This is a genomic window from Sphingopyxis sp. CCNWLW2 (assembly GCF_037095755.1).
Taxonomy (GTDB): domain Bacteria; phylum Pseudomonadota; class Alphaproteobacteria; order Sphingomonadales; family Sphingomonadaceae; genus Sphingopyxis.
Window position 1 is genome coordinate 336,752 of sequence record NZ_JBAWKJ010000002.1, and the last position, 24,393, is coordinate 361,144.

Here is a 24,393-nt window from a genome sequence, read left to right on the forward strand (position 1 = left end):
GCTCCCATGCCCCATCAGAAAGGCGACGGGTCGCAGTGACCATCGAAGTCGCCGTTACAGGAGAATAAATGTGTTGAAACAAGTGCTTTTGATCGGCGCGGCGGCTGTCAGCTTCCCCGTTTTGGCCCAGACGACTGCCCCGGCCGAAGAGCCGGCCCCCACGACGCAGTCGCAGCCGGCGTCGACCGACACCACGGCCCCCGCGCCCGATAGCAAGCCGACGGACGAGAAGAAGCCGACGGATGAAACGGCGCCCACCGAGGACGCGACCCCGAGCGATACGCCCCCTGCGGCTGAGCCGACCCCTCCGGCTGACCAGCCCGCACCGGATTCCGAAGAAAAGCCCGAATCGGAACCCGAATAACCCCGCACACAGGAGTATAGACCATGCTGAAACAAATGCTTTTGATCGGCGCCGCAGCCGTGAGTTTCCCGGCCCTGGCGCAGACGACTGCCCCGGCGTCGGACCCGACCACCCCGCCGGCGGCGAGCGAACCGGCTCCGGCTCCCGACGCATCGACGCCCCCGGCTGAACCCGCCCCGGCACCGGATGCGTCGACCCCGCCGGCTTCGAGCGAGCCCGCGCCTTCGGGTGGGGCGGCAACGCCGACCCAGATTGCGCAGATCGTCGAGCAGGAATTCCCGACCTATGACGGGGACAAGAATGGCGACCTGAACGCGGCCGAGTTTGGCGCGTGGATGAAGAAGCTGCGTGCAGCGACCGACCCCAGTGCCGACGTCGAATCGGCCGAGGTGAAGACTTGGATTGGCCAGGCTTTCGCATCGGCTGATGGTGACAAGTCGGGCGCGGTCAACAAGACCGAATTGACCGGTTTCCTGTCGCGCGGCGCCTAAACGGCGTCCCGCGGGGTGGTGCAGCCGTCGGAGCGATCCGGCGGCTGCATCGCCGTTTGCAGCAAGCTAAACGGGTTGCTCGACCGCGACGATCGTCAGCCGGTGTTCGATGCCGCCGCGATCGGGCCAGTTGATCGATTGGCCAACACTGAGGCCGATCAGGCCCGCCCCGATCGGGGTCAGGATCGACATCCGCCCGGCCGATATGTCGGCTTCGGCGGGATATACGAGGCGCACGGTTCGTTCGGCGCCGCTCTTTTCATCGATGAAGGTGACGCTGGAGCCCATGGTTACGACGTCGGGCGGGATTTTTGTGCGCTCGCAGATCGCGGCGCGATCGATCTCGTCGAGCAGCAATTCATAGAAGCGAACCGAATCGCGCTGCTGCTGCAGCGTCAGTTCGGTCAGCACGTCGGCTTCGCTGTCGATCATGCGGATATGGGGCATCGCGGCCCCGTTTTTCTTCTTGGTCATGGCGCGGACTTTCCGGCTGGCGCGCGGCAGTTTCCCGCGCGCGGCAATGTTGGACGGAAGGTGCCCCGGGTTCGGGGCGAGCGCGCCGGAACCCGGGGCTAAATGCCCGCGAGAAGTTGTCCCCCATGATGGCGGAAATGGAGAAGGCTGCGCCGAATCTGCATGGCCATGATGATGTGGCCGCGAGCGGCGGAAGTCAAATCGGCTAGAGCAACCCCATCGCGCGGAAGCTGCGGTAATCGGACCCGCCGATGATGATGTGATCGTGGAGCGCGATTCCCAGTTTCGCGGCTGCGGCGGCGATATCCTTGGTGATCACGATATCCTGCCGGCTCGGCTCGGGGCTGCCGCTGGGGTGGTTGTGGACAAGGATGATCGCCGAAGCGCCGAGTTCGAGCGCGCGCTTGATGACCTCGCGGACATAGATCGCCGACTGGTCGATCGACCCTTCGCTTGCGAGTTCGTCGCGGATCAGCATGTTGCGCGAATTGAGATAGAGGACGCGGACGCGCTCGACGTCGATTGGCCCCATGTCGGCGCGCAGCCAGTCGAGCAGCGCGTCCCAGCTGGACAATAATGGTTTGTCGCGAAATTCGCCCTTGAGCAGGCGGAGACTTGCGGCCTGGACGATCTTTATCGCGGCAATGCCGGTATCGCTGAGCCCGTCGACCCGGCGCAGCGATTCGGGATCGGCGCTGACAAGCTGCGCCAGCGAACCGAATTCGCGGAGCAGCGCTTTCGCGAGCGGCTTGGTGTCGCGGCGCGGGATTGCGAGCGTGAGCAGATATTCGACCAGCTCATAATCGGCGAGGCCTTCGGCGTCGTCGAGCAGGCGAGTCCGCAACCGCGCGCGATGCCCAAGATGGTCCGGCGTATCCCCCATGCCGCGGCAATAACCGCCTTGTGAGGCGCACTCAACGGTCATAGGGTAAGGAAGATGGCGAACCGGATCAAATTCCTGCATCGAAACGGGATTTCCGGCGTTTGTGCCCTGAACAGGGTTCGGGCCGAGGGACGAGATTTTGCCGCCATGACGTCATCGGCCATATTCCATGACTGACACGGAAGACGGCGTAAAACCGCGGTGGAAATATCGGAAGCTGCTGTTCAAGAAACGCTGGCTGACCGCTGGCGCCGTAATCATCCTCATCGCAGGGGTCTGGATCGCGCGCGAGCCGATCGCCGACGAGTTCATTCGCGACCAGCTCGAAAGCCGCGATGTTCCGGCGCGCTATAGGATCGACCGGATCGGCTTTCGCAGCGAGCAACTATCCGACATCGTCATCGGCGACCCGAAGCATCCCGACCTGACCGCGAAGCGCGTCGAAGTCCTGCTCGGCTATGGCTGGCGCGGTCCCTATGTTTCGGGAATCAATGCCGAGGGCGTTCGGCTCTATGGCCGCTTCGTCGATGGCCGCCTGTCGTTCGGCTCGCTCGACAAATTCCGCGACCCGACAAGCAAGGATCCGTTCGCCTTGCCCGACCTGTCGGTCGCGCTGCGTGATGCGCGGGCACGCGTCGAAACGCCGTGGGGCGACATCGGGGCGGCGCTGAATGGCGGCGGCAATTTGCGCCGCGACTTCACCGGCAAGCTCGCGCTGGTCGCGCCGCGCATTGCGGCGGCGGGGTGCAGCGGCGATGATATCAGCTTCTATGGCACCGTGCTGGTCCGCGATGTCCGGCCGCAGCTCGTCGGCCCACTGCGCGGCCGCGCGCTTGCCTGCGCCGACGGTCGCGTCACCGCCGCATCGCCGCAAGTCGCGCTCGACCTCTCGCTCTCCGAAGATATGCAGAGCTGGAAGGGCAAGGCTGACGCGAGCATCGCGCGGCTGGTCGCGGGATCCGCCGCCGCCGACCGGATGGGCGTCGTCGCGCGCTTCGACGGCACCGCGGTGCTGACGAAGCTCGACGTCGCTGCCGACATGGCGCGCCTGCGCGGCGCCGATTTCGCGGCCGAGACGGTGAACCTCGAAGCCAAGGGCAATGTCGGCAGCGCGGCGCCGAAATTCGACGGGCGGATTCGTTTCGCCCGCGCCAGCGGCAGCGCGGACTTGCGCCATTCGCTCGCCGAAAGCGCGCGCGGGCTGGCGGGCACGCCGGTGGGGCCGCTGGCGGCGAAGGCTGTCGGCGCGCTGAGCCGCGTGCTCGCCGACGCGAGCGGCAGCGCGGGCTTCGCGCTCGCGGGCGAGGGGCCGACGGCGCGCGTCGACCTGATCGCGCCCGAATTGACGAGCGCGAGCGGTGCACATTTCACCGGCAGCGCGGATAGCCGCATCGGCTATCTCTATGGCGCTGACGAACCTGCGGTGATCGCGACGGGGCGCTGGAGCATCGCGGGCGGCGACCTGCCCTCGGGAACGCTGAGTATCGATCGCAGCGCCGAGGGAAGGGTAACGGGGCTCGCCAGTCTCGATCCTCATAGTGCCGAAGGCGCGCGGCTGGCGCTGACGCCGGTGCGTTTTTCGGGCGGCGCCGGTGGGCTGATGCGTTTTGCCGCAGCGGCTACGCTGTCGGGGCCGCTCGCGGGCGGGCGCGTCGAGCGGCTGACGGTGCCGTTGAACGGCTTTCTTGCCCCGACGGGCGCACTCGCGCTCGACGGCGGATGCAGCCGCGTCGCGGCCGATCGGATCGAGGTCAGCGGCTTCCGGCTCGGCCGAAGCGCGATCGACCTGTGCAGCCGCCCGGGCGCGCCGCTGCTCAGCGCCGGGCCCGACGGGCTTCGCGGCAATATCCGCATACCCGGCCTCGCGCTGCGCGGGACGAGCGGCAGTTCGCCGCTCAGCCTGAAAAGCGGCCCGGCGAATATCGACCTCTCCGCGATGCGCTGGTCGCTTGCGATGGCTGATATCCGGCTGGGTGAGGGTGAGAGTGTGACCCGCTTCAGCGCGCAAAGCCTCAGCGGCCGTTCGACGCCGCAGGGCATGGCGGGCGATCTCAGCGGTGCAAGCGGCAAGATCGGCGCGGTGCCCCTGAACATGAGCGAGATTGCGGGCCAGTGGCGCTTCGCGAATGGCGCGCTGACGCTTGATGGCGGGTTGCTGCTTACCGATGCCGCACCCGATCCGCGCTTCTTCCCGTTGGTCAGTAATGATGCGAATCTGCGCTTTGCGAACGGGATGATCGAAGCGAAGGCGGGTTTCAACGAGCAGAAGACCGGGACAAAGATTCTCGACACGCTGATCCGCCACCGGCTTTCCGATAGCAGCGGTTCGGCGGACCTCGTCGTCAAGGAACTGCGCTTCAGCGAGGCGTTCCAGCCCGACCAGCTTACCAGCCTGGCGCTCGGCGTCGTCGCCAATGTCCAGGGATCGGTCGTCGGCGACGGGCGGATCGAATGGACCGCCGACGGCGTCACGAGCCACGGCACCTTCGCAACCGCCGATACCAGCCTCGCCGCGGCGTTCGGCCCGGTGACGGGGCTGACTACAACGGTCAGCTTCGACGATCTGATCGGCCTCAAAACCGCGCCGGGCCAGATCGCGAAGATCAAGGAGTTGAATCCGGGCATCCCGGTGCTCGACGGCGAGATCGAATATCGGCTGCTCGGCGACAATCGCGTGCGGGTCGAGGGCGGGAGTTGGCCCTTTGGTGGCGGCAAGCTTCTCCTCCATCCGACCACGCTCGATTTCAGCGCGACCAACGCGCGGCGGCTGTCGTTCGATATCGTCGGGGTCGATGCGGCGGTGTTCCTGCAAAGCTTTGGCTTCGACAATATCAACGCAACGGGCGTCTTCGATGGGACGCTACCGGTCGAATTCGACGGCCTCGGTGGGCGCATCGTCAATGGCCGCATCGATTCGCGCGCCGGCGGCGGCACGCTCGCCTATGTCGGCGAATTGTCGAACCGCAATCTGGGCGTCATCGCCAATTTTGCCTTTGGCGCACTGCGTAGCCTCAAATATGACGACCTCACGATCATCCTGAACGGGGACCTCGACGGCGAAATGGTGACCGATATCCGCTTTGGCGGCGTGGGGCAGGGGGAAGGCGCGACGCGGAACTTCCTGACCAACCAGGTCGCAAAACTGCCGTTGATCTTCAACGTGAAGATTCGGGCGCCGTTCCGCCAGCTTTTGACGTCGGCGAAGGGATTTTACGATCCGTCGCTGCTCATCGAACAGAATCTGCCAGCTTTGATCCGCGCCCAGGAAGAAGCCGCAAAAGTAAAGATCGTCCCCGTTCAGCCCCCAGAAAGCGAGCCCGTGCAATGAAGATACCGAAGACTGGAGCTAGGAGGCTGGCCATAGGCGATAGGTATGTTGCAGTAACGATCGGGGCGGCCGCGCTTGCGGGCTGCGTTCAGATCGACACGCCCGACAAGCCGATCGAAATCAACCTGAATATCAACATCCGTCAGGAAGTGGTGTACAGGCTGGATGGCGATGCCAAGAAGCTCATCGAGCAGAATAGCGAGATATTCTGATGGGGAATAAGAAGATGACCAAGACGATGTGGAAACCGACCGGACTGGCGCTTGCTGCGATCGCGGCGACCGCCGCCGTTGCACTGGCCGTGCCGTCGGCGATGGCGCAGCGCGACCCCGCCTATGCCGCAGCGCGCGCCGCCGGGCAGATCGGCGAGCAGCCCGATGGCTATCTGGGCTTTGCGACAGCGCCGACGCCGGCGATCCGCGCGCTGGTGCAGGACCTCAACATCAAGCGCAAGGCCGCCTATACCGCGAGCGCGCAGTCGACCGGCAGCACGGTCGAGCAGTTCGCCTTTACCAGCGGCTGCAACCTGATCGCGCAGACCAAGCCGGGCGAGAAATATCAGGCGCCCAGCGGCGCCTGGAAAACCCGCGACGGCAGCCCGCCCGAGCGCGACGCGCGCTGCCCGTAACATACCAGAGTATATCGGAGCCCGCGGGCTCTCAGATGCCGCCGCGCCCCTAAACGCGGCGGCATTTTTGTGCAGCAGCGCCGCGCCAATTTTGTGCACCTGCGCACAAGCATTGACTTAATCGGGCGTCGTTCCTAAACGGACCGCGCCTTAGGGGTCCCCCGAATTTTCGGGCCTTTTTTCGCAGGCGGAATCGATGGATATCGGCTCTGTTTCAGGAGGATGGCGCAAATGACGGGGAATGGCAGCGATCCGGAACCAGCTTCGGAGGATTCGCGCCTGGTCTCGCTCGAAGAGCGATTGGACCGGGCCGAAGCCGCAGAAGCAAAACGGACCGCAGTGAACGCCGGACCGGAGACCGATGCGAACTATAAGCTCGGTAACCGCGTTCTGGCCGAACTGCTGGGCGGTATCGGTGGCGGCGCCTTGGTCGGTTGGACGATCGATCATTTTGCCGGCACCGCACCCTGGGGCCTGTTGGTGGTGCTGTTCCTTGGAATAGTCGTCGCCTTCAGAAGCATATTTCGGATAGCGAATATCCGGCCTTCAAAGCCGGATTGAAGCTGAGTTACTGGGATTTAGGCGAGGTATCGCGTGGCGGATCAAGGCAAAGTGGACCCGATGCACCAGTTCGAGGTGCAGAAGATGTTCGACATGTTCCATGTCGGCAATCATGAGGTTGCCTTTACGACCAGCGCGATGTGGATGGTCATTGCCGGCCTTTTGCTGTGGGTCTTTATGATCGGCGGGATGAAGCGCCAACTCGTCCCCGGTCGCTGGCAGGTCGCCGTCGAAGGCTTCACCGGCTTTATCTCGGGCATGATGAACGCCAATATCGGCCCCGAAGGCCGCAAATATACACCCTATGTCTTCTCGCTCTTCATGTTCATCCTGATGCTGAACGTGATCGGCCTGATGCCGCTCGGCCTGTTCGGCGTGCATCCCTTCACCGTGACGAGCCACTTCGCGATCACCGGTTTCCTCGCGATCCTGAGCTTCTCGATCGTGCTGATCGTCGGTTTCTGGCGCCACGGCCTGCATTTCTTCTCGCTGTTCGTCCCGCATGGCACGCCCTGGTGGCTGCTGTGGCTGATCCCCGTGATCGAGCTGGTGTCGTTCCTCGTCCGCCCGTTCAGCCTTGCTCTCCGACTGTTCGTCGCGATGACCGCGGGCCACGTGCTGATGAAGGTGTTCGCCTCGTTCATCATCGACGGGATCGCCGCCGGTCCGGCTGTCGGCCTTGGCGTCGGCATCCCCAGCATGGCGCTGATGGTCGGGATCAGCGGCCTCGAGCTGCTGGTCGCGGGTATCCAGGCTTATGTGTTCGCACTGCTCACGTCGCTCTATCTGAACGACGCGGTCAATCTGCACTGATATTTCAACTGTATAATCAACGTTTTTCCCAAGGAGTATAAAATGGACGTTCAAGCTGCTTCGCTCATCGGCGCCGGTCTGGCCGCTATCGGTGCCGGTATGGCCGCCATCGGTGTGGGCAACGTCTTCGGTAGCTTCCTCGAAAGCGCGCTGCGTAACCCGGCTGCTGCCGACGGCCAGCAGGGCCGCCTGTTCATTGGCTTCGCGGCTGCTGAACTTCTCGGCCTGCTGTCGTTCCTTATCGCGATCCTGCTGTACCTCAAGGCAGCCTGATTTCGTCTGCGGGGCCGGCTCGCTAAAGGCCGGCCCCGCGACTGCTTTTCTTTTTTGTCGGTCGAGTAAATCCATGCCTCAAATCAGCCAATTCGCTGAAAGCTGGTACGCCGCATCGCAGATTTTCTGGGTGCTGCTGACCTTCGGCTTCGTCTTTTTCGTCATCGGCCGCGGCATGCTGCCGAAGATCGAGGCGACGGTGGACGCACGCGACCGCAAGGTTGCGGACGATCTGGCCGCGGCCAAGGCCGCGCATGCTGCCGCCGACAACCTCGAAGAAAGCTACCGCCAGCAGAGCGACGCAAGCCGCGCCGCTGCGCAAAAGGCGGTAACCGACGCCAAGGACAAGGCCGCGAAAGACGCCGAAAAGCGTCTGGCGAAGATCGACGCCGAACTCGCCGACAAGCTGTCGGCGGCCGAAGCCGACGTCAACGCGGCGCGCACATCGGCAATGGCTGAGATTGAATCGGTTGCGGCCGAAGCAGCAGGCGACCTCGTCGCCAAGCTGTCGGGCGTGAAGGTCGCTGCGGCGGATGCCAAGGCGGCGGTGAAGGCGGTGCTCCATGGCTAATGTTCTGACCATCTTGTCCGAAGCCGCGGGTGAAGTGCATGCCGAGCCGGCGTCGTTCGGTTTCATCGACGCGACCGTCTGGGTCTCCATCGCGATGGCGATCTTCATCGCGATCCTGCTGTGGAAGAAGGTGCCGGCGATGGTCGCGGGCATGCTCGACAACAAGATTGCCGAGATTTCGAAGCAGCTGAAGGAAGCCGAAGCGCTCCGCCTCGACGCCGAATCGCTGAAGGCGGAGTATGAAGCCAAGCTCGCCGACGCCGCCAAGGAGGCCGACGAAATGCGCGCCCGCGCCGATGCGGAAGCCGAGGCGCTGGTCGCCAAGGCCAAGGCCGACGCCACCGCGCTGATCGCACGCCGCAAGCAGATGGCTGAAGACCGCATCGCCGCGGCCGAAGCCGGCGCGCTCGCCGAAGTTCGTACCGCGGCTGCGAAGGCCGCGACCGAGGCGGCAGCAAAGCTGATCGCCGATAAGCATGACGCCGCGGCCGACAAGGCGCTGGTCGATCAGGCTATCGCGGGTGTAGCCAAGGGCTGATCGCTCAGGCATCGTCGAAAACAGAGCGCCCGCGGATTTCCGCGGGCGTTTTGCATCCGGCGTTTAGATCGTTCCGGCCAGCCCCTCGACCCACGCCTTTGTCGCGGGGAAATTGTCCATCGCGCGCTGGTATCCCGCGCGCGCCGTGGTCCGTTCGATATAAGCCAGCTCCGCCGCGCCGAAAGTGAAGCCGATTGTGCGCTGGGCGAATTGGAGCGCGTAGGTCACCGAAATGTCGGCCGCGGTAAAATCGTCGCCCGCGATATGGGACGTACGCGCAAGCTGGCGGCTCACGAGGCCGAGGCGGTTCCTGAAGATGTCGAGCGCCCACTCCGTCGTCCGGTTCTCCCGTTGATTTTCGGGTGCGAGGATGTGCGTCGCGACAATGGCGTTGATTGGACCCGCGAGCCCTGCCTCGCCCATATGGAGAAACTGCTGGTAGACGGGGAACGTCGGGTCGTCCGGCGTCGGTGCGAACGGGGTCGGTCCGTAGCGCGCGAGCAGATACTCCATGATCGCGATCGATTCGACCATCACCGTGTCGCCGTCGACGATCGCAGGGATGAAGCCGGCAGGGTTGATCGCCAGAAATTCGCTGTCCTTCTCGAGGCCGTCGAGCAGATCGACCGGCCGCATATTATAGGGACGCCCCATTTCTTCGAGCAGCCAGGCGACACGGAAGCCGCGGCCTTCGCCATAGAGGGTGATCATGCCTGCAATCCTCAGAACCGGATCATGATGCGCCGCGCGAGCGCGGGCGAGACACTGTGGACGAACTGCAACATCTTCACCATCCCCGCGTTGACCTCGCTCTTGCCGGTACGGATGCCGCGGACGATTTCGGCGGCGCAGTCGTGCGCGCTCATCTTCTTGCCCGCACGGCCCGCGGTCATGTTCGTCTCGACGACCGGCGGCAGCGCCTCGATCACCCGAACATTGCTGTCTTTCAGCAGATACCGGATCGCCTGCGTATAGCTGCGCAGCCCCGCCTTGGTTGCACAATAGACCGAGCCGCCCGCGCGCGGCGCGATCGCGAGGCCCGACGTGACGTTGACGATTGCTGCTTCGGGCTGCGCGCGCAATACAGGCAGCAGCCGCGTGCAGAGCGCGATCGGCGCATCGAGGTTGGTCCGGATGCAATGCGCCGCATTCTCCAAACTCGCGGCGTCGTCGAGCTCATATTCGCTGCCCACCCCGGCATTGTTGACGAGCAACGCAAGCGGCTTGCCCGCCACACCGCTTACGACCGCATCGACGCCCGCAGAGGTCGACAGATCGCTCGCGATCGTCCCGAAACCCAGCGCCGCCATCGCCTGCAATTTCCCCGCCGAGCGGCCCGTGACAATTACGTCCGCGCCCGCACCTTGTAGCTGCAGCGCGATCTCGCGCCCGATCCCGTCGCTGCCGCCGGTCACCAGCGCGAGTTTTCCACGAAGTTCCATAAGACCCCTCCTATGTTTTACGTCGCACACTATGGCGGGCCGCAGCGCCATCGCCTACATGCAAAATCATGGCCCGCCCGAACGCACCCGACCGATTCAACGAAGAAAAAGCGACTTATGTCATCCGCGGCGGAGACGGCGAGGGCGACCAGCCCGACCTTGAGCGCGGCGCCGAGGCGATCCGCAGCGTGGTGCGCAAATTGCCGACGCGTCCTGGGGTGTACCGGATGCTCGATGCGCGCGGCGACGTGCTCTACGTCGGCAAGGCGCGTGCGCTCAAGAACCGCGTCACCAATTACACGCAGGTCGCAAGGTTGCCGCAGCGGCTGCAGCGCATGGTATCGCAAACGCGGGCGATGGAGATCGTCACGACGACCAGCGAGGCCGAGGCGCTGCTGCTCGAAGCTCAGCTGATCAAGCGTTACCGCCCGCCGTATAATGTGCTGCTGCGCGACGACAAAAGCTTCCCTTTCATCCTGTTGCGCACCGACCATCATTTCCCGCGCGTCCAGAAGCATCGAGGCGCGCGGCGCGCGAAGGGGCGCTATTATGGGCCGTTCGCAAGCGCCGGATCGGTCCACCAGACGCTCAACGCGCTGCAGAAGACCTTTCTCCTGCGCAGCTGCACCGACAGCTTCTTTGCGAACCGGTCGCGGCCGTGCTTGCTGTATCAAATCAAGCGGTGCAGCGCGCCGTGCGTGGATCGCATCTCGAAGGAAGATTATGCCGGCCTGGTGAGTGACGCGCAGGATTTCCTCGAAGGGCGTTCAACAGCGGTGCAGAAGCGGCTGGGGGCCGCGATGACGCAGGCCGCCGAGGCGATGGATTATGAGCAGGCGGCGGTGATCCGCGACCGGCTGAAATCGCTGACCTTCATTCAGGGCAGCCAGTCGGTGCACGCCGACGGGCTCGGCGACGCCGATGTCTTCGCGCTCGCCGCGAAGGGCGGGCAGCTCTGCATCGCGGGCTTCTTTATCCGCGGCGGGCAGAATTGGGGGCATCGCAGCTTCTTCCCCGCGCATGTCGCGGGTGTGCCCGAGGCGGAGGTCATGGCGAGCTTCCTGATGCAATTTTACGAAGGCGTGCCGCCACCGAAGCTGATCCTCGTCGACCGCGAGCCCGAGGAATGCGCGCTGCTCGCCGAGGCGCTGGGCGAAAGCGGCAGCCGCAAGATCGAGATCAGCGTGCCGCAGCGCGGCAATCGCCGCCGCCTGCTCGAACAAGCGGTGCGCAACGCGGGCGAGGAACTCGACCGTCGGCTGGCCGAGAGCAGCAGTCAGGCGAAGCTCGGACGCGAACTCGCCGAGCTGTTCGATCTCGAAAACCCGCCGCGGCGCATTGAAATCTACGACAACAGCCATATCCAGGGCACCAATGCGCTGGGCGCGATGGTCGTCGCGGGTCCCGAAGGCTGGATCAAGGGCGCGTACCGCAAGTTCAACATCAAGCGCGCAGAGACACAGCCGGGCGACGATTTCGCGATGATGCGCGAGGTGTTCGAACGCCGCTTCGCGCGCGCGATCGAGGAGGACCCCGAGCGGACGAAGGGCGAATGGCCCGACCTCGTGCTGATCGATGGCGGCAAGGGGCAGGTGTCGGCGGCGGGCGCGGTGCTTGCCGAGCTTGGTGTCGACGATCTGACATATATCGGCGTCGCCAAGGGCCCGGACCGCAATGCCGGGCGCGAGACTTTCTATCACCCCGACGGGCGCGAATTCACGCTGCCGCCGAACAACGCCGTGCTGTTTTACATCCAGCGCCTTCGCGACGAGGCGCACCGCTTCGCGATCGGCGCGCACCGGCAGAAGCGTGCGAAGGCGATGGGCTCGTCGCCGCTCGACGAGGTTCCGGGCATCGGTCCGTCGCGCAAGAAGGCGCTGCTGATGCACTTCGGCACGGCGCGCGCGGTGCGCGGCGCCAGTCTCGAGGATTTGCAGAAGGCTCCGGGGGTCAGCGCTGCGGTCGCGCAGGCGGTGCATGATTTCTATCATTCGGGACGGTGAGGGGAATATTATGGATTTTGCAGCAGCCATGCCGCTCGCAGGAACATTGGGCGTCACCATTCACGAAGGCAGCAAGGACCGTATCGCGGGTAAACTCCCCGTGCGCGCCGAAATCTGCACCGCGGGCGGGATCGTCCATGGCGGGGCGATCATGGCCTTTGCCGATTGCCTCGGCGCGGTCGGCGCGTTCCTGACCTTGCCCGAAGGTGCGAGCGGGACGACAACGATCGAGAGCAAGACCAATTTCCTCGGTGCGGGGCCCCTCGGGTCGGTGCTCGTCGGCGAAGCGACGCCGGTGAAGATCGGCAAGCGCCTGTCGGTATGGCAGACGCGCATCCGTACCGAAGATGGTGCCGAGGTCGCGCTGGTGACGCAGACGCAGATGGTGCTTTGGCCAGCCTGATCGCCGATGCCATCGTCTGCGCGGTTCGCGCGCATGGCGAGCATGGCGCGATTTTGCGCGCGTTGACCGAAGAGGCGGGGCTGGTTGCGGGCTATGTTCGCGGCGGTCGGTCGCGACGGGTGCGGCCAATCCTTGTGCCGGGCAATCTGGTTGCACTCGAACTGCGCGCGCGAACCGAGGAGCAGCTCGCCAGCGGGACCGCGGAGCTTCTGGAAAGCCGTGCGCCGCTGCTTGCCGAACCACTGGCGGCGGCCGCTATTGATTGGCTGACGAGCCTCACCGCGGCGACTCTACCCGAAAGCCAGCCTTATCCGGCGCTCTATTTGGCGCTGTCAGCGGTTCTGGACGCGATCGGCGTGGCGCCATCGGCGCGGCAATGGGCCGCCGCGCTGGCGCGCTATGAGTTGCTGCTGCTGGCCGAATTGGGCTTCGGCCTGAACCTGGAGGAGTGCGTCGTAACCGGCTCGTCCGACAATCTCGCCTTTGTCAGCCCCAAATCGGGCGGTGCGGTGAGCGCCGGTGCGGCGGCGGGTTATGAAGAACGGCTGTTCCGCCTGCCGCCGTTTCTGCGCGGACAAGATTCCAGTCCGCCGATGGCCGACGTCCTCGACGGCTTGATGATCACGGGCCACTTCCTCGACCGCGACATTCTCGACGGGCGCAACCGCGACTTGCTGTCCGTAAGGGAAAGATTGATCGACCGACTGGGCAGGGCGGTTGCGTGACGCGCTGCCGCTGTCTAAGCGGCTGGCGAGACACGAAAGGGCGACACGTTGAAAATCCTGCTGCTGGCTGGCGATGGTATCGGTCCGGAAATCATGGTGGAGGCCGAGAAGGTCCTGACCGCGCTCGCATTGCCGGTGACGCTCGACCGCGCGCTCGTCGGCGGCGCGGCGTATGAAGCGACGGGCCACCCGCTGCCCCCCGAAACGCTGGCGAAGGCGAAAGCCGCCGATGCGCTCCTGTTCGGCGCCGTCGGCGATCCGCGCTTCGACAATGTCGAACGCCATTTGCGCCCCGAACAGGCGATTCTCGGCCTGCGCGCTGAACTCGGCCTGTTCGCCAACCTGCGTCCCGCCAAGCTGTTCGCCGGACTCGAGGACAGCTCGGCGCTGCGCCCCGAAGTCGCGTCGGCGATCGACCTGCTGATCGTCCGCGAGCTCAACGGCGACGTCTATTTCGGCGAAAAGGGCACGCGCACGACATCTGACGGGCAGCGCGAAGGCTATGACGTCATGTCGTACAGCGAGAGCGAAGTGCGGCGCATCGCGCATGTCGCCTTCCGCGCGGCGCAAGGGCGGGCGAAGCGGCTGTGCTCGGTCGACAAGGCGAATGTGCTCGAAACCTCGCAGCTGTGGCGCGACGTCGTGATCGAGGTCGCCGCCGATTACCCCGATGTGGCGCTGACCCACATGTATGTCGACAATGCCGCGATGCAGCTGGTGCGCAATCCGGGCCAGTTCGACGTCGTCGTCACCGGCAACCTCTTTGGCGATATCCTTTCCGATCAGGCGTCGATGTGCGTCGGGTCGATCGGACTTCTGGCGTCGGCTTCGCTGAGCGACGGCAAGCTGGGATTGTACGAACCGATCCACGGCAGCGCGCCCGATATCGCGGGCAAGGGCGTTGCCAATCCCTTGGCGATGATCCTGTCGCTCGCGATGCTGCTGCGCCATTCGGGCGGGGACGAGGCTAGCGCGGCGCGGATCGAGGCGGCAGTGGCCAAGGTGCTGGCGGACGGGTGCCGCGGCGCGGATCTGGGGGGCAATATGGGAACGGCGGCATTGGGCGATGCGGTTGTTTCGGCTTTGAACGGATAGATAAGATGAAAAAAACGACGGGTTTCGACCGCAGCAAGACGAGAAACTGGCACCCCGCGACGCAGGCGGTGCGCGGCGGGACGTGGCGCAGTGAGCATGGCGAGACGTCGGAAGCGCTCTTCCTGACCTCGGGCTACACCTACGATAGCGCCGAGGAAGTCGCGGCGCGCTTTGCCGGCGAAGAACAGGGCATGACCTATTCGCGCCTCCAGAACCCGACCGTTGCGATGCTCGAAGAACGTATTGCGCTGATGGAAGGCGCCGAGGCGTGCCGCACGCAGGCGACCGGCATGGCCGCGATGACGACCGCCTTGCTCTGTCAGCTGTCGGCGGGCGACCATATCGTCGCCGCAAAGGCCGCCTTCGGATCGTGCCGCTGGCTCGTCGACCATCTCTGCCCGCGCTTCGGCATCGAGACGACGGTCGTCGACGGCCGCGACAATGATGCGTGGGAAAAGGCGATCAAGCCGAACACCAAGGTCTTTTTCTTCGAAACCCCAGCGAATCCGACGATGGACATCGTCGACATGAAACATGTGTGCGGTCTTGCGAAAGCGCATGGCATCACGACGGTGGTCGACAATGCCTTTGCTACCGCGGTGCTCCAGCGCCCGATGGATTTCGGCGCCGACGTCGTTGCCTATTCGGCGACGAAGCTGATGGAGGGCCAGGGACGCGTCCTCGCCGGCGCGGTGTGTGGGACCGATAAATTCATCAACGACGTGCTGCTGCCGTTCCAGCGCAACACGGGGCCGAACCTGTCGCCGTTCAATGCGTGGGTGGTGCTGAAGGGTCTCGAAACGCTCGATCTGCGCGCGCGGCGTCAGTCGGAAAATGCGCTCGCGGTCGGCAAGGCGATCGAAGGGCGCGTTGCGCGCATGCTCCACCCGGGGCTCGCGAGCCATCCGCAGCATAATCTCGCGATGAGTCAGTCGAGCGCGTGCGGGCCGATCTTCTCCTTCGTGCTCGACGGTGGCCGCGAGCAGGCGATGGCGTTCCTCAACGCGCTCGAACTCGTCGACATCAGCAACAATATCGGCGATTCGCGCAGCCTCTGCTGCCACCCCTGGTCGACGACGCATTATGGCGTGAGCGAAGAAGCCCGTATCGACATGGGCGTCGTCGAGGGTATGCTGCGCATCAATATCGGCCTCGAAGATCCGCGCGATGTCATCGCCGATCTGGACCAGGCATTGACCAAGGTGGGGCTTTGAGCGACGCTGACGCGATGAACACGATGATCGACTCCTTCTTCCCCTTTGCGGCGACCACCGGGTCGATCACCGTGCGCGTGGCGGTCAGCTATTTGCCCGAACAGTCGCATCCGGCGCTCGGCCGCTGGTTCTGGGCCTATCATGTCCGCGTCGAAAACCATGGCGAGGGCGCGGTGCAGTTGATCAGCCGCCACTGGCGGATCGCCGACGGCCGCGGCCAGATCAGCGAAGTCGAGGGCGAAGGCGTGGTCGGCGAACAGCCATTGATCGTCCCCGGCGGCGCGTACGACTATGTCTCGGGCTGCCCGCTGCCGACCCCCGAAGGATCGATGGTCGGCAGCTATGCGATGGAACTCGGCGACGGATCGCAATTGCTCGTCGCGATCCCGCATTTTCCGCTCGTGGCGCCTGCGACGGCGTTATGAAACGCACGCACCTGCCGCTGAACGCCCTGCGCGTGTTCGACGCCGCTGCCCGGCATTTGAGCTTTACGCGCGCCGCCGACGAGCTGGCGGTGACTCCCGCGGCGGTCGGGCAACAGATCAGGGCGCTCGAGGATATGCTCGGCGTCGTGTTGTTCCGCCGGACGCCCAAGGGGCTCGAGCTCACGGGCGAGGCCGATGCCGGGCTCGACGCGCTGCGGCAAGGCTTCCTGCAGTTCGAAGAGTCGGTGCGTGCGATGCAGGCGGGACAATCGTCGCAGTCGCTGACGATCGCCGCGCCGCGCGACCTGACCGCCAAATGGCTCGCGCCGCGCCTCGCGCGCTACAGTCAGCAGGCGCCCGATGTGCGCTTCACATTGGTGTCGGCCGACAGCGGCATCGATTTTACCGAGGCGAACCTCGACCTTGCGATCTTCTGGACCGACGGGGCGGGCGAACATGAAGGTGTGGCGCTCGCCGACGCGCTGATGGTCACCGTGTCGGGACCGGGGAGCAACAGCGACACGCGTATCGCGTGGCCGGGCTGCCCTGTGGCCGACGGCGAACCCGCGCTGCGACTGGGCGATGCGGGCCTTGCGATCGATGCCGCGGCCAATGGGCTGGGACAGGCGAATGTTCCCGCGATGCTCGCCGAGGCCGATATCGCCGCGGGACGTGTCCGGCAGGTGGGCGAAACGGTCGCGGTAAAACGCGGTTACTGGCTCGTTGCCCCGACCCCGCAATGGCGACAGGCCAAGGTCAAGGCGCTGGTCGCGGCGCTGACCGCCTGAACCGCTATTTCGCGGCCAGCGCCAGCAGCCGGGTGACCAGTCCGGCCATCCTTTCGGTATCGATATTCGCCTCGGAATTGTTCCAGCTCGCGGTGACGACGAGCCATTTTTCGTCCGATTTACGCTGCCCGAGCAAGCTCATCGACAAAACGCCATTTTCCGCCCCGCCCTTGTAGCCGAGATATGTCCAGTCGGCCGCGGCGACGGGACCGACGCCATTGTTGATTGCCATCGCCGCGAGCAGGGTTTTCGACTGGCGTGCGCGGAGGTCGACCATCAGCCGTGCCATATCGTTGGGGCTGGCGAACCATTCGAGGCTGTCGATGAAACGCGGGCCGTCGGTGAAACTGATCCCGTCGACATTGGCGAGGGTGAGGCGGTTCTGGTTGCTCTCGATCAGCTTCCGCTGCGCGACATCCTCGCCCTTGATAAATACGGGACGCAAATCATTGAAATTATTTCCCTTGAGGGCAAAGGCTTCGACCGTCGTTAGCAGCGGGATGTTGCGCGACGCATCGCTGTGCCCCGCGGTGCGCATCCGCGCCTCGATCGGCCCGCGGCCGAGCAGGTGGATCAGCGTATCGGTTGCGCCATTGTCGCTGACCGAGATCATCCAGTTGGCGAGCGTCTGCAGCGTCACCGGCGTATCGGCGGGCCAGTTCGCCGTCCCCGCCGACGAAAAGCTGAAATGCGACAACGGCACGACGTCGGACCATTTGCGCTTGCCCGCGGCGACCTGCGCTGCGAGTTCGTCGAGAATATAGAGCTTGATCGTCGATCCGACCGCGAATTGCCGATCAGGGTTGGCGGAGGCGAGGGGTCGGATGCCGGCTTCGCCCAGTTCGGCGACGAGGAAGCCCGTTTGTCCCGGCAGCGCGGCGATTTCGGCCGCGACCTTGTCGAAGCTGTCGTTCGCCACGGTGACGCCAGTGACGCGCAGTCCCGTGACGCGCGCATCAGCCGTTGCGCCGACGTCCAGCAACACAGTTGCGACGCCCCTTTCGAAACGTAGCAGGACCGTTCCCGAACGGCCGTTGGTCGGGGTGGCGCTGTCGACGGCGACCGGCTTTCCATATTGTGCAATCAGGCCGCCGATGAACGTCTTGAACTGTGCCTCGGGGATGGCCTTTTGGAATGACGGGTCGAAATAATCTGCAAAGGCGATCTTGCCGGTGAGGAGATCGACCAGTTGGGCGGCGCGGCGGTCGAAGGCGGTGCCCGGAGCCGGCGCGGTCGTTTCGGGCGATTGGGCCAGCGTGGTGGAAGCGGGCAGGGCGACCGCAAGCATCGCGACGGCGAGTCTGTTGAAGACGGATATCAAGGCCTTCTCCTCAATCCGACGCCTGGGCGGGAGGGTCGTTTTGCGGAAGCGCGGCTTTTACGTCAACGCACCACCATTTCGGGCGGCGATCGCGAAAGGCGTGTGAAATCGGCATCAACGCCTTGTCGCCGGGCTTGTCGAACACCCCGAGAAGCAAGGCGATAATCGGCTCGTCATCGATCGCGCCCAAGCTGCTCCCGCAGGCCGGGCAAAAGGCCCGGCTGGAAAATTCCGATGATCGCCAGGTGGATGGGGGCCCTCCGGGGCCGGTCCAGCTTACCGCGTCGGCGGGGAATTCGGCCCAAGCCGCGGTTAGGGCGCCGGTGTGTCGCTGACACATTTTACACGAACATGTGTGGGGTTTGGCGGGCGCTCCCGCAGCGTCGAATCGAATGCTACCGCACAGGCAGCCGCCGCTGTATCGCTTGCTCACCAGCGCCCTACTCCAATTTCTGCCCGTCGCCCGCTCGTAAATCCTCCCCGAACGCAGGAAGTTACCGGTCAAAGCTCAAAATCAGGCGTCGATGGCCGCCTCGTCAAGCGTCGCGGCATTCGCCTGGATGAACTGGAAGCGATGTTCAGGGTGCTTGCCCATCAGCCGGTCGACCAGGTCCTTGACCAGGTGCCGCTCCTCATATTCCTGCGGCAGCGTGACGCGCAGCATCGAGCGCGTCGCCGGGTCCATCGTCGTTTCCTTGAGCTGGTTCGGGTTCATTTCGCCGAGGCCCTTGAAGCGGCCGACGTCGACCTTCTTGCCCTTGAATTGTGTCGCCTCGATCTCGGCGCGGTGCGCATCGTCGCGTGCATAGACCGATGTATTGCCCGAGGTGATGCGATAGAGCGGTGGCTGCGCCAGATAGACGTGGCCGCGCCGCACGATGTCGGGCATTTCCTGGAAAAAGAAGGTCATCAGCAAAGTCGCGATATGCGCGCCGTCGACATCGGCGTCGGTCATAATCACGATTTTTTCGTAGCGCAGCCGGTCGGCGTCGCAATCCTTGCGCATCCCGCACCCGAGCGCGAGCGCGAGGTCGGCGATTTCCTGATTGGCGCGGATCTTGTCGGCGCTGGCGCTCGCGACGTTCAATATCTTGCCGCGGATCGGCAGGATCGCCTGCGTCTTGCGGTCGCGCGCCTGCTTGGCGCTGCCGCCGGCGCTGTCGCCTTCGACGATAAACAATTCCGTGCCTTCGGGACCGTCGTTCGCACAGTCTGTGAGCTTGCCGGGCAGGCGTAGCTTGCGCCCGCTCGTCGCGGTCTTGCGCTTGACCTCGCGTTCGGCCTTGCGCTTGAGGCGCTCATCCATCCGGTCGAGGACAAGACCGAGCAACGCGCGGCCGCGGTCCATATTGTCCGACAGGAAATGATCGAAATGGTCGCGCACCGCGTTTTCGGTGAAGCGCGCCGCCTCGGGGCTCGAGAGGCGATCCTTGGTCTGGCTCTGGAACTGCGGTTCGCGAATGAAGACCGAGAGCATCATCTCGCCGCCGTTGAAGACATCTTCGGCGGTGATCTGCGCGGCCTTCTTCTGTCCGACCAACTCGCCAAAGGCGCGTAAACCCTTGGTGAGCGCCGAACGCAGGCCTGCTTCATGCGTTCCGCCCGCGGGGGTCGGGATGGTGTTGCAATACCAGCTATACGATCCGTCGGACCACAAAGGCCAGGCGATCGCCCATTCGGCGCGGCCCTGGTCGCCCGGGAAATCCTGCCGCCCGACGAAAGGCTCGGCGGTCGCGCATTCGCGGGCGCCGATCTGTTCCTTGAGGTGGTCGGCAAGGCCGCCGGGGAACTGGAAGGTCGCCTCGGCGGGGGTGTCGTCGCCGATCAGCTCGGGCGCGCATTTCCAGCGAATTTCGACGCCGGCGAACAAATAGGCTTTCGAGCGCGCCATGCGATAGAGGCGCTGCGGCTTGAACCGTCCATGATCGCCGAAAATCTCGGGGTCGGGAACGAAGCTCACGCTCGTCCCGCGGCGGTTGGGCGTCGGGCCGAGTTCCTCAAGCCCGCCGAGCGGTGTGCCGCGCGAAAAGCGCTGGCGATACAGTTGTTTGCTTCGCGCCACTTCGATTTCGGTTTCGATCGACAGCGCGTTGACGACGCTGACCCCGACGCCGTGCAGACCGCCCGACGTCGCATAAGCCTTACCCTCGAACTTACCGCCCGAGTGGAGCATGGTCATAATGACCTCGAGCGCCGATTTGCCCGGGAATTTCGGGTGCGGATCGACCGGCATGCCGCGGCCATTGTCGACGACAGTCAGCCGGTTGCCGACGTCGAGCTCGATCTCGATCCGCGTCGCATGACCCGCGACCGCTTCGTCCATGCTGTTGTCGATGACTTCGGCGGCCAAGTGGTGGAGCGCGCGCTCGTCGGTGCCGCCGATATACATGCCGGGACGCCGGCGGACGGGCTCGAGCCCTTCCAGCACCTCGATCTGCGAAGCGTTATAGCTTTCGGTGGCGGGGTTCGCGGCGTCGAACAAATCGTGACTCATGGCCCAGCTATAGGGGGCAGGAAAGGCGGCTGGCAAGGGCGGTTTTCGGTGGCCGTGCGGCACTCCGTTCATCCCGTTTCCGTCCAACACGGGAACCTTGGATGCGTGCGGCGGGTTGGGGTGTCGACTGCAAAGTCATTCAAAAAGTGGAGTAAAAAATGAAAACCCTCTCTCTCCTCACCGCGCTTGCGGCCACGGCGATCGCCATGCCCGCAGTGGCGCAGGAAGGCCGCGACACCTCGCAGGATTTCAACGGACCCTATATCAGCATCGGCGGCGGCGGCACGCTTCAGGGCAACGACCGCGACGAAACGCTGGTCTTCGATACCAACCGCGACGGCACCTACGGTGACCAGGTGACGACGTCGGGCGGCGCCAACGCCTTCTCGCCAGGCTTCTGTAATGGCGCCGCGACGGGCACCGCAAATCTCGGCTGTCGCAACGACAAGGATGGTCCCGAATTCTTCGGCCGCGTCGGCCTTGATCAGCGTATGGGCAATTTCGTTGTCGGCGCGCTTCTGGAAGGCGGCCGTAGCGTCGCGCGCGATAGCGTCAGCGGCTTTTCGACCACGCCCGCGAGCTATACGATGAGCCGCGAGGCCGATTATCAGGGCAGTCTGCGTGTCCGCGCCGGCTACACGCCCGGCGGCGGGGCGCTCTTCTATGTCACCGGCGGCCCGGCTTATGCGCGCCTCGACAACAAGTTCGTGACCTCGAATACTGCGAACAGCTTTGCCGACAATGGCAAGACGCACGCTTGGGGTTACGCCGCCGGCGGCGGCGCCGAGCTGATGCTCACCAACAAGATCGCGGTCGGGCTGGAGTATCTCTATTCCGATGTGAAGGACGACGATTACCGAGTGAATGTCGGGCCCGGGACCGCGCCGCCGATCAATCCTTTCCTGCTGAACGGCGGGGGAACCGATATTCAGCGCAGCGGTTCGCATTTCCGCACACATAGCGTCCGCGGGAGCATCAGTTACCGCTTCTGACCTCTTGGGAGCGGGAACGGGAGGCGTCGGGTCGAAAGATCCGGCGCCTTTCGCCTATCGGGCCGATGGCGCCGCGAAAATCGCGAAATTGCCGTTCGCGCTGCTGACGAGGCGGCCCTCCTGATAGAGCCGCGCATCGATATTGGCGATCCGTTTGCCCTGGTGAAGGACGGTCGCCTCGCACGTCAGCCGGCCTTCGCGGACGCCGACATGATAGTTGAATTTGATTTCCAGCGTTGCGCAGACCAGCCCGTCTTCGAGCATGCTCATCAGCGCGCCGCCCATGGCGGTGTCAGCGAGCGAATAGGCAACGCCGCCGTGCGCAACGCCATTCGGGTTGAAATGGCGTTCGCGTTCGATATCGATCGCCATCGTGCAACGCCCGTCGCCGCGCTCGACCATTTGCAGGCCGAGCGCGCGCGCGAACTGGAAATCCTGGCCGAACGGCCTCACCGGACGCGCCTTAACGAACCCGGGGACCACCGAAGGGCGGCGGCGGGGGCGGGCGGCGCGTGCCGCGCGGCAGCTGTGCCTGATAGGCGCGGCCGCAATGCTCGACGCAATAGGGGAAGCCGGGGTTCACCGCTTCGCCGCAGAAATGGAAGTCGGGCTCGCCCGGATGCCCCATCGGCCAGCGGCAGATGCGGTCGTTGAGATCGAGCAAGGTCGTCTTGTCGGCGATCTCGGGGCTCGGCTTCGCGGGCACCAGCCGGCGCGGCGGCGCCGGTGGGATCGGTGCCTGCTGATCGCCGGGGCCTTGACGGATGAAACCGCCGGGGCCGATCGAGACGATGCGCGGCGTATCGGCCTTCGGCGGGGCGTCGCCGCCCAGAGCGCCATCCGCCGACGGTGTCTCGATAGCGGGGCGGGCTTCCTGTTTCGGCGCAGCGACGGGGCGTGGCGCCACCGGGGCCGCTGCGCGCGGAGCGGAAACGGGGGCTGCGGGTTTCGGCGCCGCGGGTGCCGCGGCCTTGACCGGCTTGGCCACCTTTTCGGTCGCCTTGACGGGCGAGGGGCGCGATTTCAGGCCGAGGCGATGCGCCTTGCCGATCACCGCATTGCGGCTCACCCCGCCGAGTTCGTCAGCGATCTGGCTGGCGGTCAGCCCCTTTTCCCACATGGTGCGCAGGCTTTCGATGCGCTCGTCGGTCCATGACATAATCTATTCCTCATCATTCACGCTGCGGGCGGTCAGGCGATCCGCATTGTCGATCCTTTCGGGACCGGCATTCAATCGTTGCCCAGCTTGCGGTAAGATCGGGGAGGCGATAGGCGAGAACGCCATGAACGACCAGCCCCAAATTTCGCGCCCCGACTCGACAAATTCCGCCGCGACTCCAACTTTTGCCGAACCCGGCGTTCCCCATATTCGAACGCTGAACGTGCCCGGCATGCACGCGCTATATGTCAAGGAGGTGCGGCGGTTTTTCAAGGTCCAGCTGCAAACAATCTGGGCTCCCGCGATCACCACGCTCCTGTTCCTCGTCATTTTTACCGTCGCGCTGGGCGGGGCGGGGCGGACGGTCATCGGCGTTCCCTTCGCCGATTTCATTGCGCCGGGCCTCATAATGATGGCGATGCTGCAGAACAGCTTCGCCAATTCGAGCTTTTCGCTGCTCGTCGGCAAGATCCAAGGGACGATCGTCGATTATCTGATGCCGCCGCTCGCCGTCGGCGAATTGATCATCGCGCTGGTCGGCGCCGCGATCACGCGGTCGGTTCTTGTCGGGCTGGCGCTGTGGCTCGCGATGCTGCTGTGGCCCGGTGTGCATGTCATGCCCGACCATCTGTGGGCGGTTGCCGTTTTCGGCGTGCTCGGCGCTTCGATGCTGGGGTTCCTTGGCCTCATCACCTCGGTCTGGGCCGAAAAGTTCGATCATGCCGCCGCGGTGACCAATTTCGTCGTGACGCCGCTCGCGCTGCTCTCGGGAACCTTCTACTCGGTCGACAAGCTCGCGCCGTGGTTCCAGACGATCGCACACGGGAACCCGGTCTATTATGCGATCATGGGCTTTCGCTACGGCTTTATCGGCACGGTCGATTCAACGATCGCGAACCCGGTGCTGACCGCGGCGCTCGTGCTGGTCGGCGTGAATATCGCGCTGGGCCTGCTGACTTACCGCCTGCTCGCCTCGGGATGGAAGCTCAAAGCCTGATTAATGGCGATGGATGGCGCGGACGCGATAGCGGCCGCGTTCCAGCCCCTCGAACATCGCGTCGATCTGTGGATGGTCGATCGGTCCGCTGTCGCCATCGGCGACCAGATTCTGCTGACTGACATAGGCGATGTACGAGGAGTCGCCATTCTCGGCGAGCAGGTGGTAATAGGGCTGCTCTTTCGCCGGGCGGATATCCTCAGGGATCGCTTCATACCATTCGTCGCTGTTCGCAAAGACCGGATCGATGTCGAACACGACGCCGCGAAAGTCGAACATCCGGTGGCGCACGATATCGCCCGGCGCGAAACGCGCGCGACCGATCAGCGGTGCAGTAACGGTGGCGGGAAGTTCGGAAGTGGATTCGGGCGTCATAGGGTCAATCTATGGCAGTTTACGCACGTTTCAAGT

30 protein-coding genes are annotated in these 24,393 nt (G+C 64.6%); 19 read left to right on the forward strand and 11 right to left on the reverse strand.

Annotation, left to right across the window (positions count from 1 at the left end):
- The first annotated feature begins 70 nt into the window (after positions 1-70).
- Together V8J55_RS12710 and V8J55_RS12715 are read left to right on the forward strand one after the other, a co-directional pair.
- Complete coding sequence (locus tag V8J55_RS12710) at positions 71-364, forward strand: hypothetical protein (RefSeq protein ID WP_336446017.1); 294 nt, start codon at positions 71-73, stop codon at positions 362-364.
- A gap of 23 nt (positions 365-387) precedes the next feature.
- Positions 388-855, forward strand: a complete 468-nt coding sequence (locus V8J55_RS12715; RefSeq protein ID WP_037515198.1) for a calcium-binding protein — start codon at positions 388-390, stop codon at positions 853-855.
- Between the two features lie 66 nt (positions 856-921).
- On the opposite strand, the gene rnk is transcribed toward V8J55_RS12715, so the two are convergent.
- On the reverse strand, positions 922-1,329 hold the full coding sequence (gene rnk / locus V8J55_RS12720) for a nucleoside diphosphate kinase regulator (protein WP_037515199.1): 408 nt from the start codon (positions 1,327-1,329) through the stop codon (positions 922-924).
- Between the two features lie 205 nt (positions 1,330-1,534).
- Positions 1,535-2,212: a RadC family protein gene (gene radC / locus V8J55_RS12725; RefSeq protein ID WP_336446018.1), complete on the reverse strand. Its 678-nt coding sequence runs from the start codon at positions 2,210-2,212 to the stop codon at positions 1,535-1,537.
- 169 nt (positions 2,213-2,381) lie between these two features.
- Here radC and V8J55_RS12730 point away from each other — a divergent pair, with 169 nt between their 5' ends.
- From V8J55_RS12730 to V8J55_RS12765, 8 genes are all read left to right on the forward strand, one after another.
- Positions 2,382-5,540, forward strand: a complete 3,159-nt coding sequence (locus V8J55_RS12730) for a YdbH domain-containing protein (RefSeq protein ID WP_336446019.1) — start codon at positions 2,382-2,384, stop codon at positions 5,538-5,540.
- Entirely contained in the window at positions 5,537-5,752 is a 216-nt protein-coding gene (locus tag V8J55_RS12735) for a YnbE family lipoprotein (RefSeq protein WP_336446020.1), read from the forward strand. Before V8J55_RS12730 ends, V8J55_RS12735 begins: the two co-directional genes overlap by 4 nt.
- Positions 5,753-5,766: 14 nt before the next feature.
- On the forward strand, positions 5,767-6,168 hold the full coding sequence (locus V8J55_RS12740) for a YdbL family protein (protein WP_336446021.1): 402 nt from the start codon (positions 5,767-5,769) through the stop codon (positions 6,166-6,168).
- A 231-nt stretch (positions 6,169-6,399) separates the two neighbouring features.
- Positions 6,400-6,729, forward strand: a complete 330-nt coding sequence (locus tag V8J55_RS12745) for an AtpZ/AtpI family protein (protein WP_037515490.1) — start codon at positions 6,400-6,402, stop codon at positions 6,727-6,729.
- 60 nt (positions 6,730-6,789) lie between these two features.
- A complete protein-coding gene (locus tag V8J55_RS12750; protein WP_336446873.1) occupies positions 6,790-7,542 on the forward strand; it encodes a F0F1 ATP synthase subunit A in 753 nt (250 codons plus the stop codon).
- A gap of 42 nt (positions 7,543-7,584) precedes the next feature.
- Positions 7,585-7,815 carry a F0F1 ATP synthase subunit C gene (locus V8J55_RS12755; protein ID WP_037515205.1) on the forward strand — a complete coding sequence of 77 codons (231 nt, stop codon included), beginning with the start codon at positions 7,585-7,587 and terminating at the stop codon, positions 7,813-7,815.
- A 73-nt stretch (positions 7,816-7,888) separates the two neighbouring features.
- On the forward strand, positions 7,889-8,386 hold the full coding sequence (locus V8J55_RS12760) for a F0F1 ATP synthase subunit B family protein (RefSeq protein ID WP_336446022.1): 498 nt from the start codon (positions 7,889-7,891) through the stop codon (positions 8,384-8,386).
- Positions 8,379-8,924: a F0F1 ATP synthase subunit B family protein gene (locus V8J55_RS12765; RefSeq protein WP_336446023.1), complete on the forward strand. Its 546-nt coding sequence runs from the start codon at positions 8,379-8,381 to the stop codon at positions 8,922-8,924. The genes V8J55_RS12760 and V8J55_RS12765 overlap by 8 nt, the downstream gene beginning before the upstream one ends.
- A gap of 63 nt (positions 8,925-8,987) precedes the next feature.
- On the opposite strand, the gene V8J55_RS12770 is transcribed toward V8J55_RS12765, so the two are convergent.
- Positions 8,988-9,635, reverse strand: a complete 648-nt coding sequence (locus V8J55_RS12770; protein WP_336446024.1) for a glutathione S-transferase family protein — start codon at positions 9,633-9,635, stop codon at positions 8,988-8,990.
- A gap of 11 nt (positions 9,636-9,646) precedes the next feature.
- A complete protein-coding gene (locus V8J55_RS12775) occupies positions 9,647-10,366 on the reverse strand; it encodes an SDR family oxidoreductase (protein ID WP_336446025.1) in 720 nt (239 codons plus the stop codon).
- 68 nt (positions 10,367-10,434) lie between these two features.
- Between V8J55_RS12775 and uvrC the strand changes: the two genes are divergently transcribed.
- Genes uvrC through V8J55_RS12810 form a run of 7 tightly spaced genes read left to right on the forward strand, consistent with a single transcriptional unit; the run spans position 10,435 to position 17,019 of the window.
- Entirely contained in the window at positions 10,435-12,369 is a 1,935-nt protein-coding gene (gene uvrC / locus V8J55_RS12780; protein WP_336446026.1) for an excinuclease ABC subunit UvrC, read from the forward strand.
- Between the two features lie 10 nt (positions 12,370-12,379).
- Positions 12,380-12,772, forward strand: coding sequence for a PaaI family thioesterase (locus V8J55_RS12785; RefSeq protein ID WP_336446027.1), 393 nt, complete (start codon positions 12,380-12,382; stop codon positions 12,770-12,772).
- Positions 12,760-13,497 (forward strand): DNA repair protein RecO, encoded by a 738-nt coding sequence (recO, locus tag V8J55_RS12790; RefSeq protein WP_336446028.1) that lies wholly within the window; start codon positions 12,760-12,762, stop codon positions 13,495-13,497. Before V8J55_RS12785 ends, recO begins: the two co-directional genes overlap by 13 nt.
- 48 nt (positions 13,498-13,545) lie before the next feature.
- Positions 13,546-14,592 carry a 3-isopropylmalate dehydrogenase gene (leuB, locus tag V8J55_RS12795; protein ID WP_336446029.1) on the forward strand — a complete coding sequence of 349 codons (1,047 nt, stop codon included), beginning with the start codon at positions 13,546-13,548 and terminating at the stop codon, positions 14,590-14,592.
- Positions 14,593-14,597: 5 nt separating this feature from the next.
- Positions 14,598-15,806, forward strand: a complete 1,209-nt coding sequence (locus V8J55_RS12800) for a trans-sulfuration enzyme family protein (protein WP_336446030.1) — start codon at positions 14,598-14,600, stop codon at positions 15,804-15,806.
- Between the two features lie 23 nt (positions 15,807-15,829).
- Positions 15,830-16,231, forward strand: a complete 402-nt coding sequence (gene apaG / locus V8J55_RS12805) for a Co2+/Mg2+ efflux protein ApaG (RefSeq protein ID WP_336446874.1) — start codon at positions 15,830-15,832, stop codon at positions 16,229-16,231.
- Positions 16,228-17,019, forward strand: coding sequence for a LysR family transcriptional regulator (locus V8J55_RS12810; RefSeq protein WP_037515222.1), 792 nt, complete (start codon positions 16,228-16,230; stop codon positions 17,017-17,019). The genes apaG and V8J55_RS12810 overlap by 4 nt, the downstream gene beginning before the upstream one ends.
- Positions 17,020-17,023: 4 nt before the next feature.
- Here V8J55_RS12810 and V8J55_RS12815 read toward each other — a convergent pair whose 3' ends face one another.
- The 3 genes from V8J55_RS12815 to parE all read right to left on the reverse strand — a co-directional run bounded on the left by V8J55_RS12815 (position 17,024) and on the right by parE (position 20,834).
- Positions 17,024-18,340 (reverse strand): serine hydrolase, encoded by a 1,317-nt coding sequence (locus V8J55_RS12815; protein ID WP_336446031.1) that lies wholly within the window; start codon positions 18,338-18,340, stop codon positions 17,024-17,026.
- A 10-nt stretch (positions 18,341-18,350) separates the two neighbouring features.
- Entirely contained in the window at positions 18,351-18,773 is a 423-nt protein-coding gene (locus V8J55_RS21685) for a GFA family protein (RefSeq protein ID WP_443030822.1), read from the reverse strand.
- Between the two features lie 81 nt (positions 18,774-18,854).
- On the reverse strand, positions 18,855-20,834 hold the full coding sequence (gene parE / locus V8J55_RS12820) for a DNA topoisomerase IV subunit B (RefSeq protein ID WP_336446032.1): 1,980 nt from the start codon (positions 20,832-20,834) through the stop codon (positions 18,855-18,857).
- A gap of 158 nt (positions 20,835-20,992) precedes the next feature.
- On the opposite strand from parE, the gene V8J55_RS12825 reads away from it, so the two are divergent.
- On the forward strand, positions 20,993-21,826 hold the full coding sequence (locus V8J55_RS12825) for an outer membrane protein (protein WP_336446033.1): 834 nt from the start codon (positions 20,993-20,995) through the stop codon (positions 21,824-21,826).
- A gap of 54 nt (positions 21,827-21,880) precedes the next feature.
- Here the strand turns inward: V8J55_RS12825 and V8J55_RS12830 are convergent, their stop codons facing one another.
- Genes V8J55_RS12830 through V8J55_RS12840 form a run of 3 tightly spaced genes read right to left on the reverse strand, consistent with a single transcriptional unit; the run spans position 21,881 to position 23,219 of the window.
- Positions 21,881-22,279: a PaaI family thioesterase gene (locus V8J55_RS12830; RefSeq protein ID WP_336446034.1), complete on the reverse strand. Its 399-nt coding sequence runs from the start codon at positions 22,277-22,279 to the stop codon at positions 21,881-21,883.
- Between the two features lie 10 nt (positions 22,280-22,289).
- Complete coding sequence (locus tag V8J55_RS12835) at positions 22,290-22,985, reverse strand: GcrA family cell cycle regulator (RefSeq protein WP_336446035.1); 696 nt, start codon at positions 22,983-22,985, stop codon at positions 22,290-22,292.
- A gap of 3 nt (positions 22,986-22,988) precedes the next feature.
- Positions 22,989-23,219 (reverse strand): hypothetical protein, encoded by a 231-nt coding sequence (locus V8J55_RS12840; protein WP_171013343.1) that lies wholly within the window; start codon positions 23,217-23,219, stop codon positions 22,989-22,991.
- Here V8J55_RS12840 and V8J55_RS12845 point away from each other — a divergent pair.
- Positions 23,110-23,982 (forward strand): ABC transporter permease, encoded by an 873-nt coding sequence (locus tag V8J55_RS12845; RefSeq protein WP_336446036.1) that lies wholly within the window; start codon positions 23,110-23,112, stop codon positions 23,980-23,982. The two genes, V8J55_RS12840 and V8J55_RS12845, sit on opposite strands and share 110 nt — an antisense overlap.
- Here the strand turns inward: V8J55_RS12845 and hspQ are convergent, their stop codons facing one another.
- A complete protein-coding gene (gene hspQ / locus V8J55_RS12850; protein ID WP_037515235.1) occupies positions 23,983-24,357 on the reverse strand; it encodes a heat shock protein HspQ in 375 nt (124 codons plus the stop codon).
- Positions 24,358-24,393 lie beyond the last annotated feature (36 nt).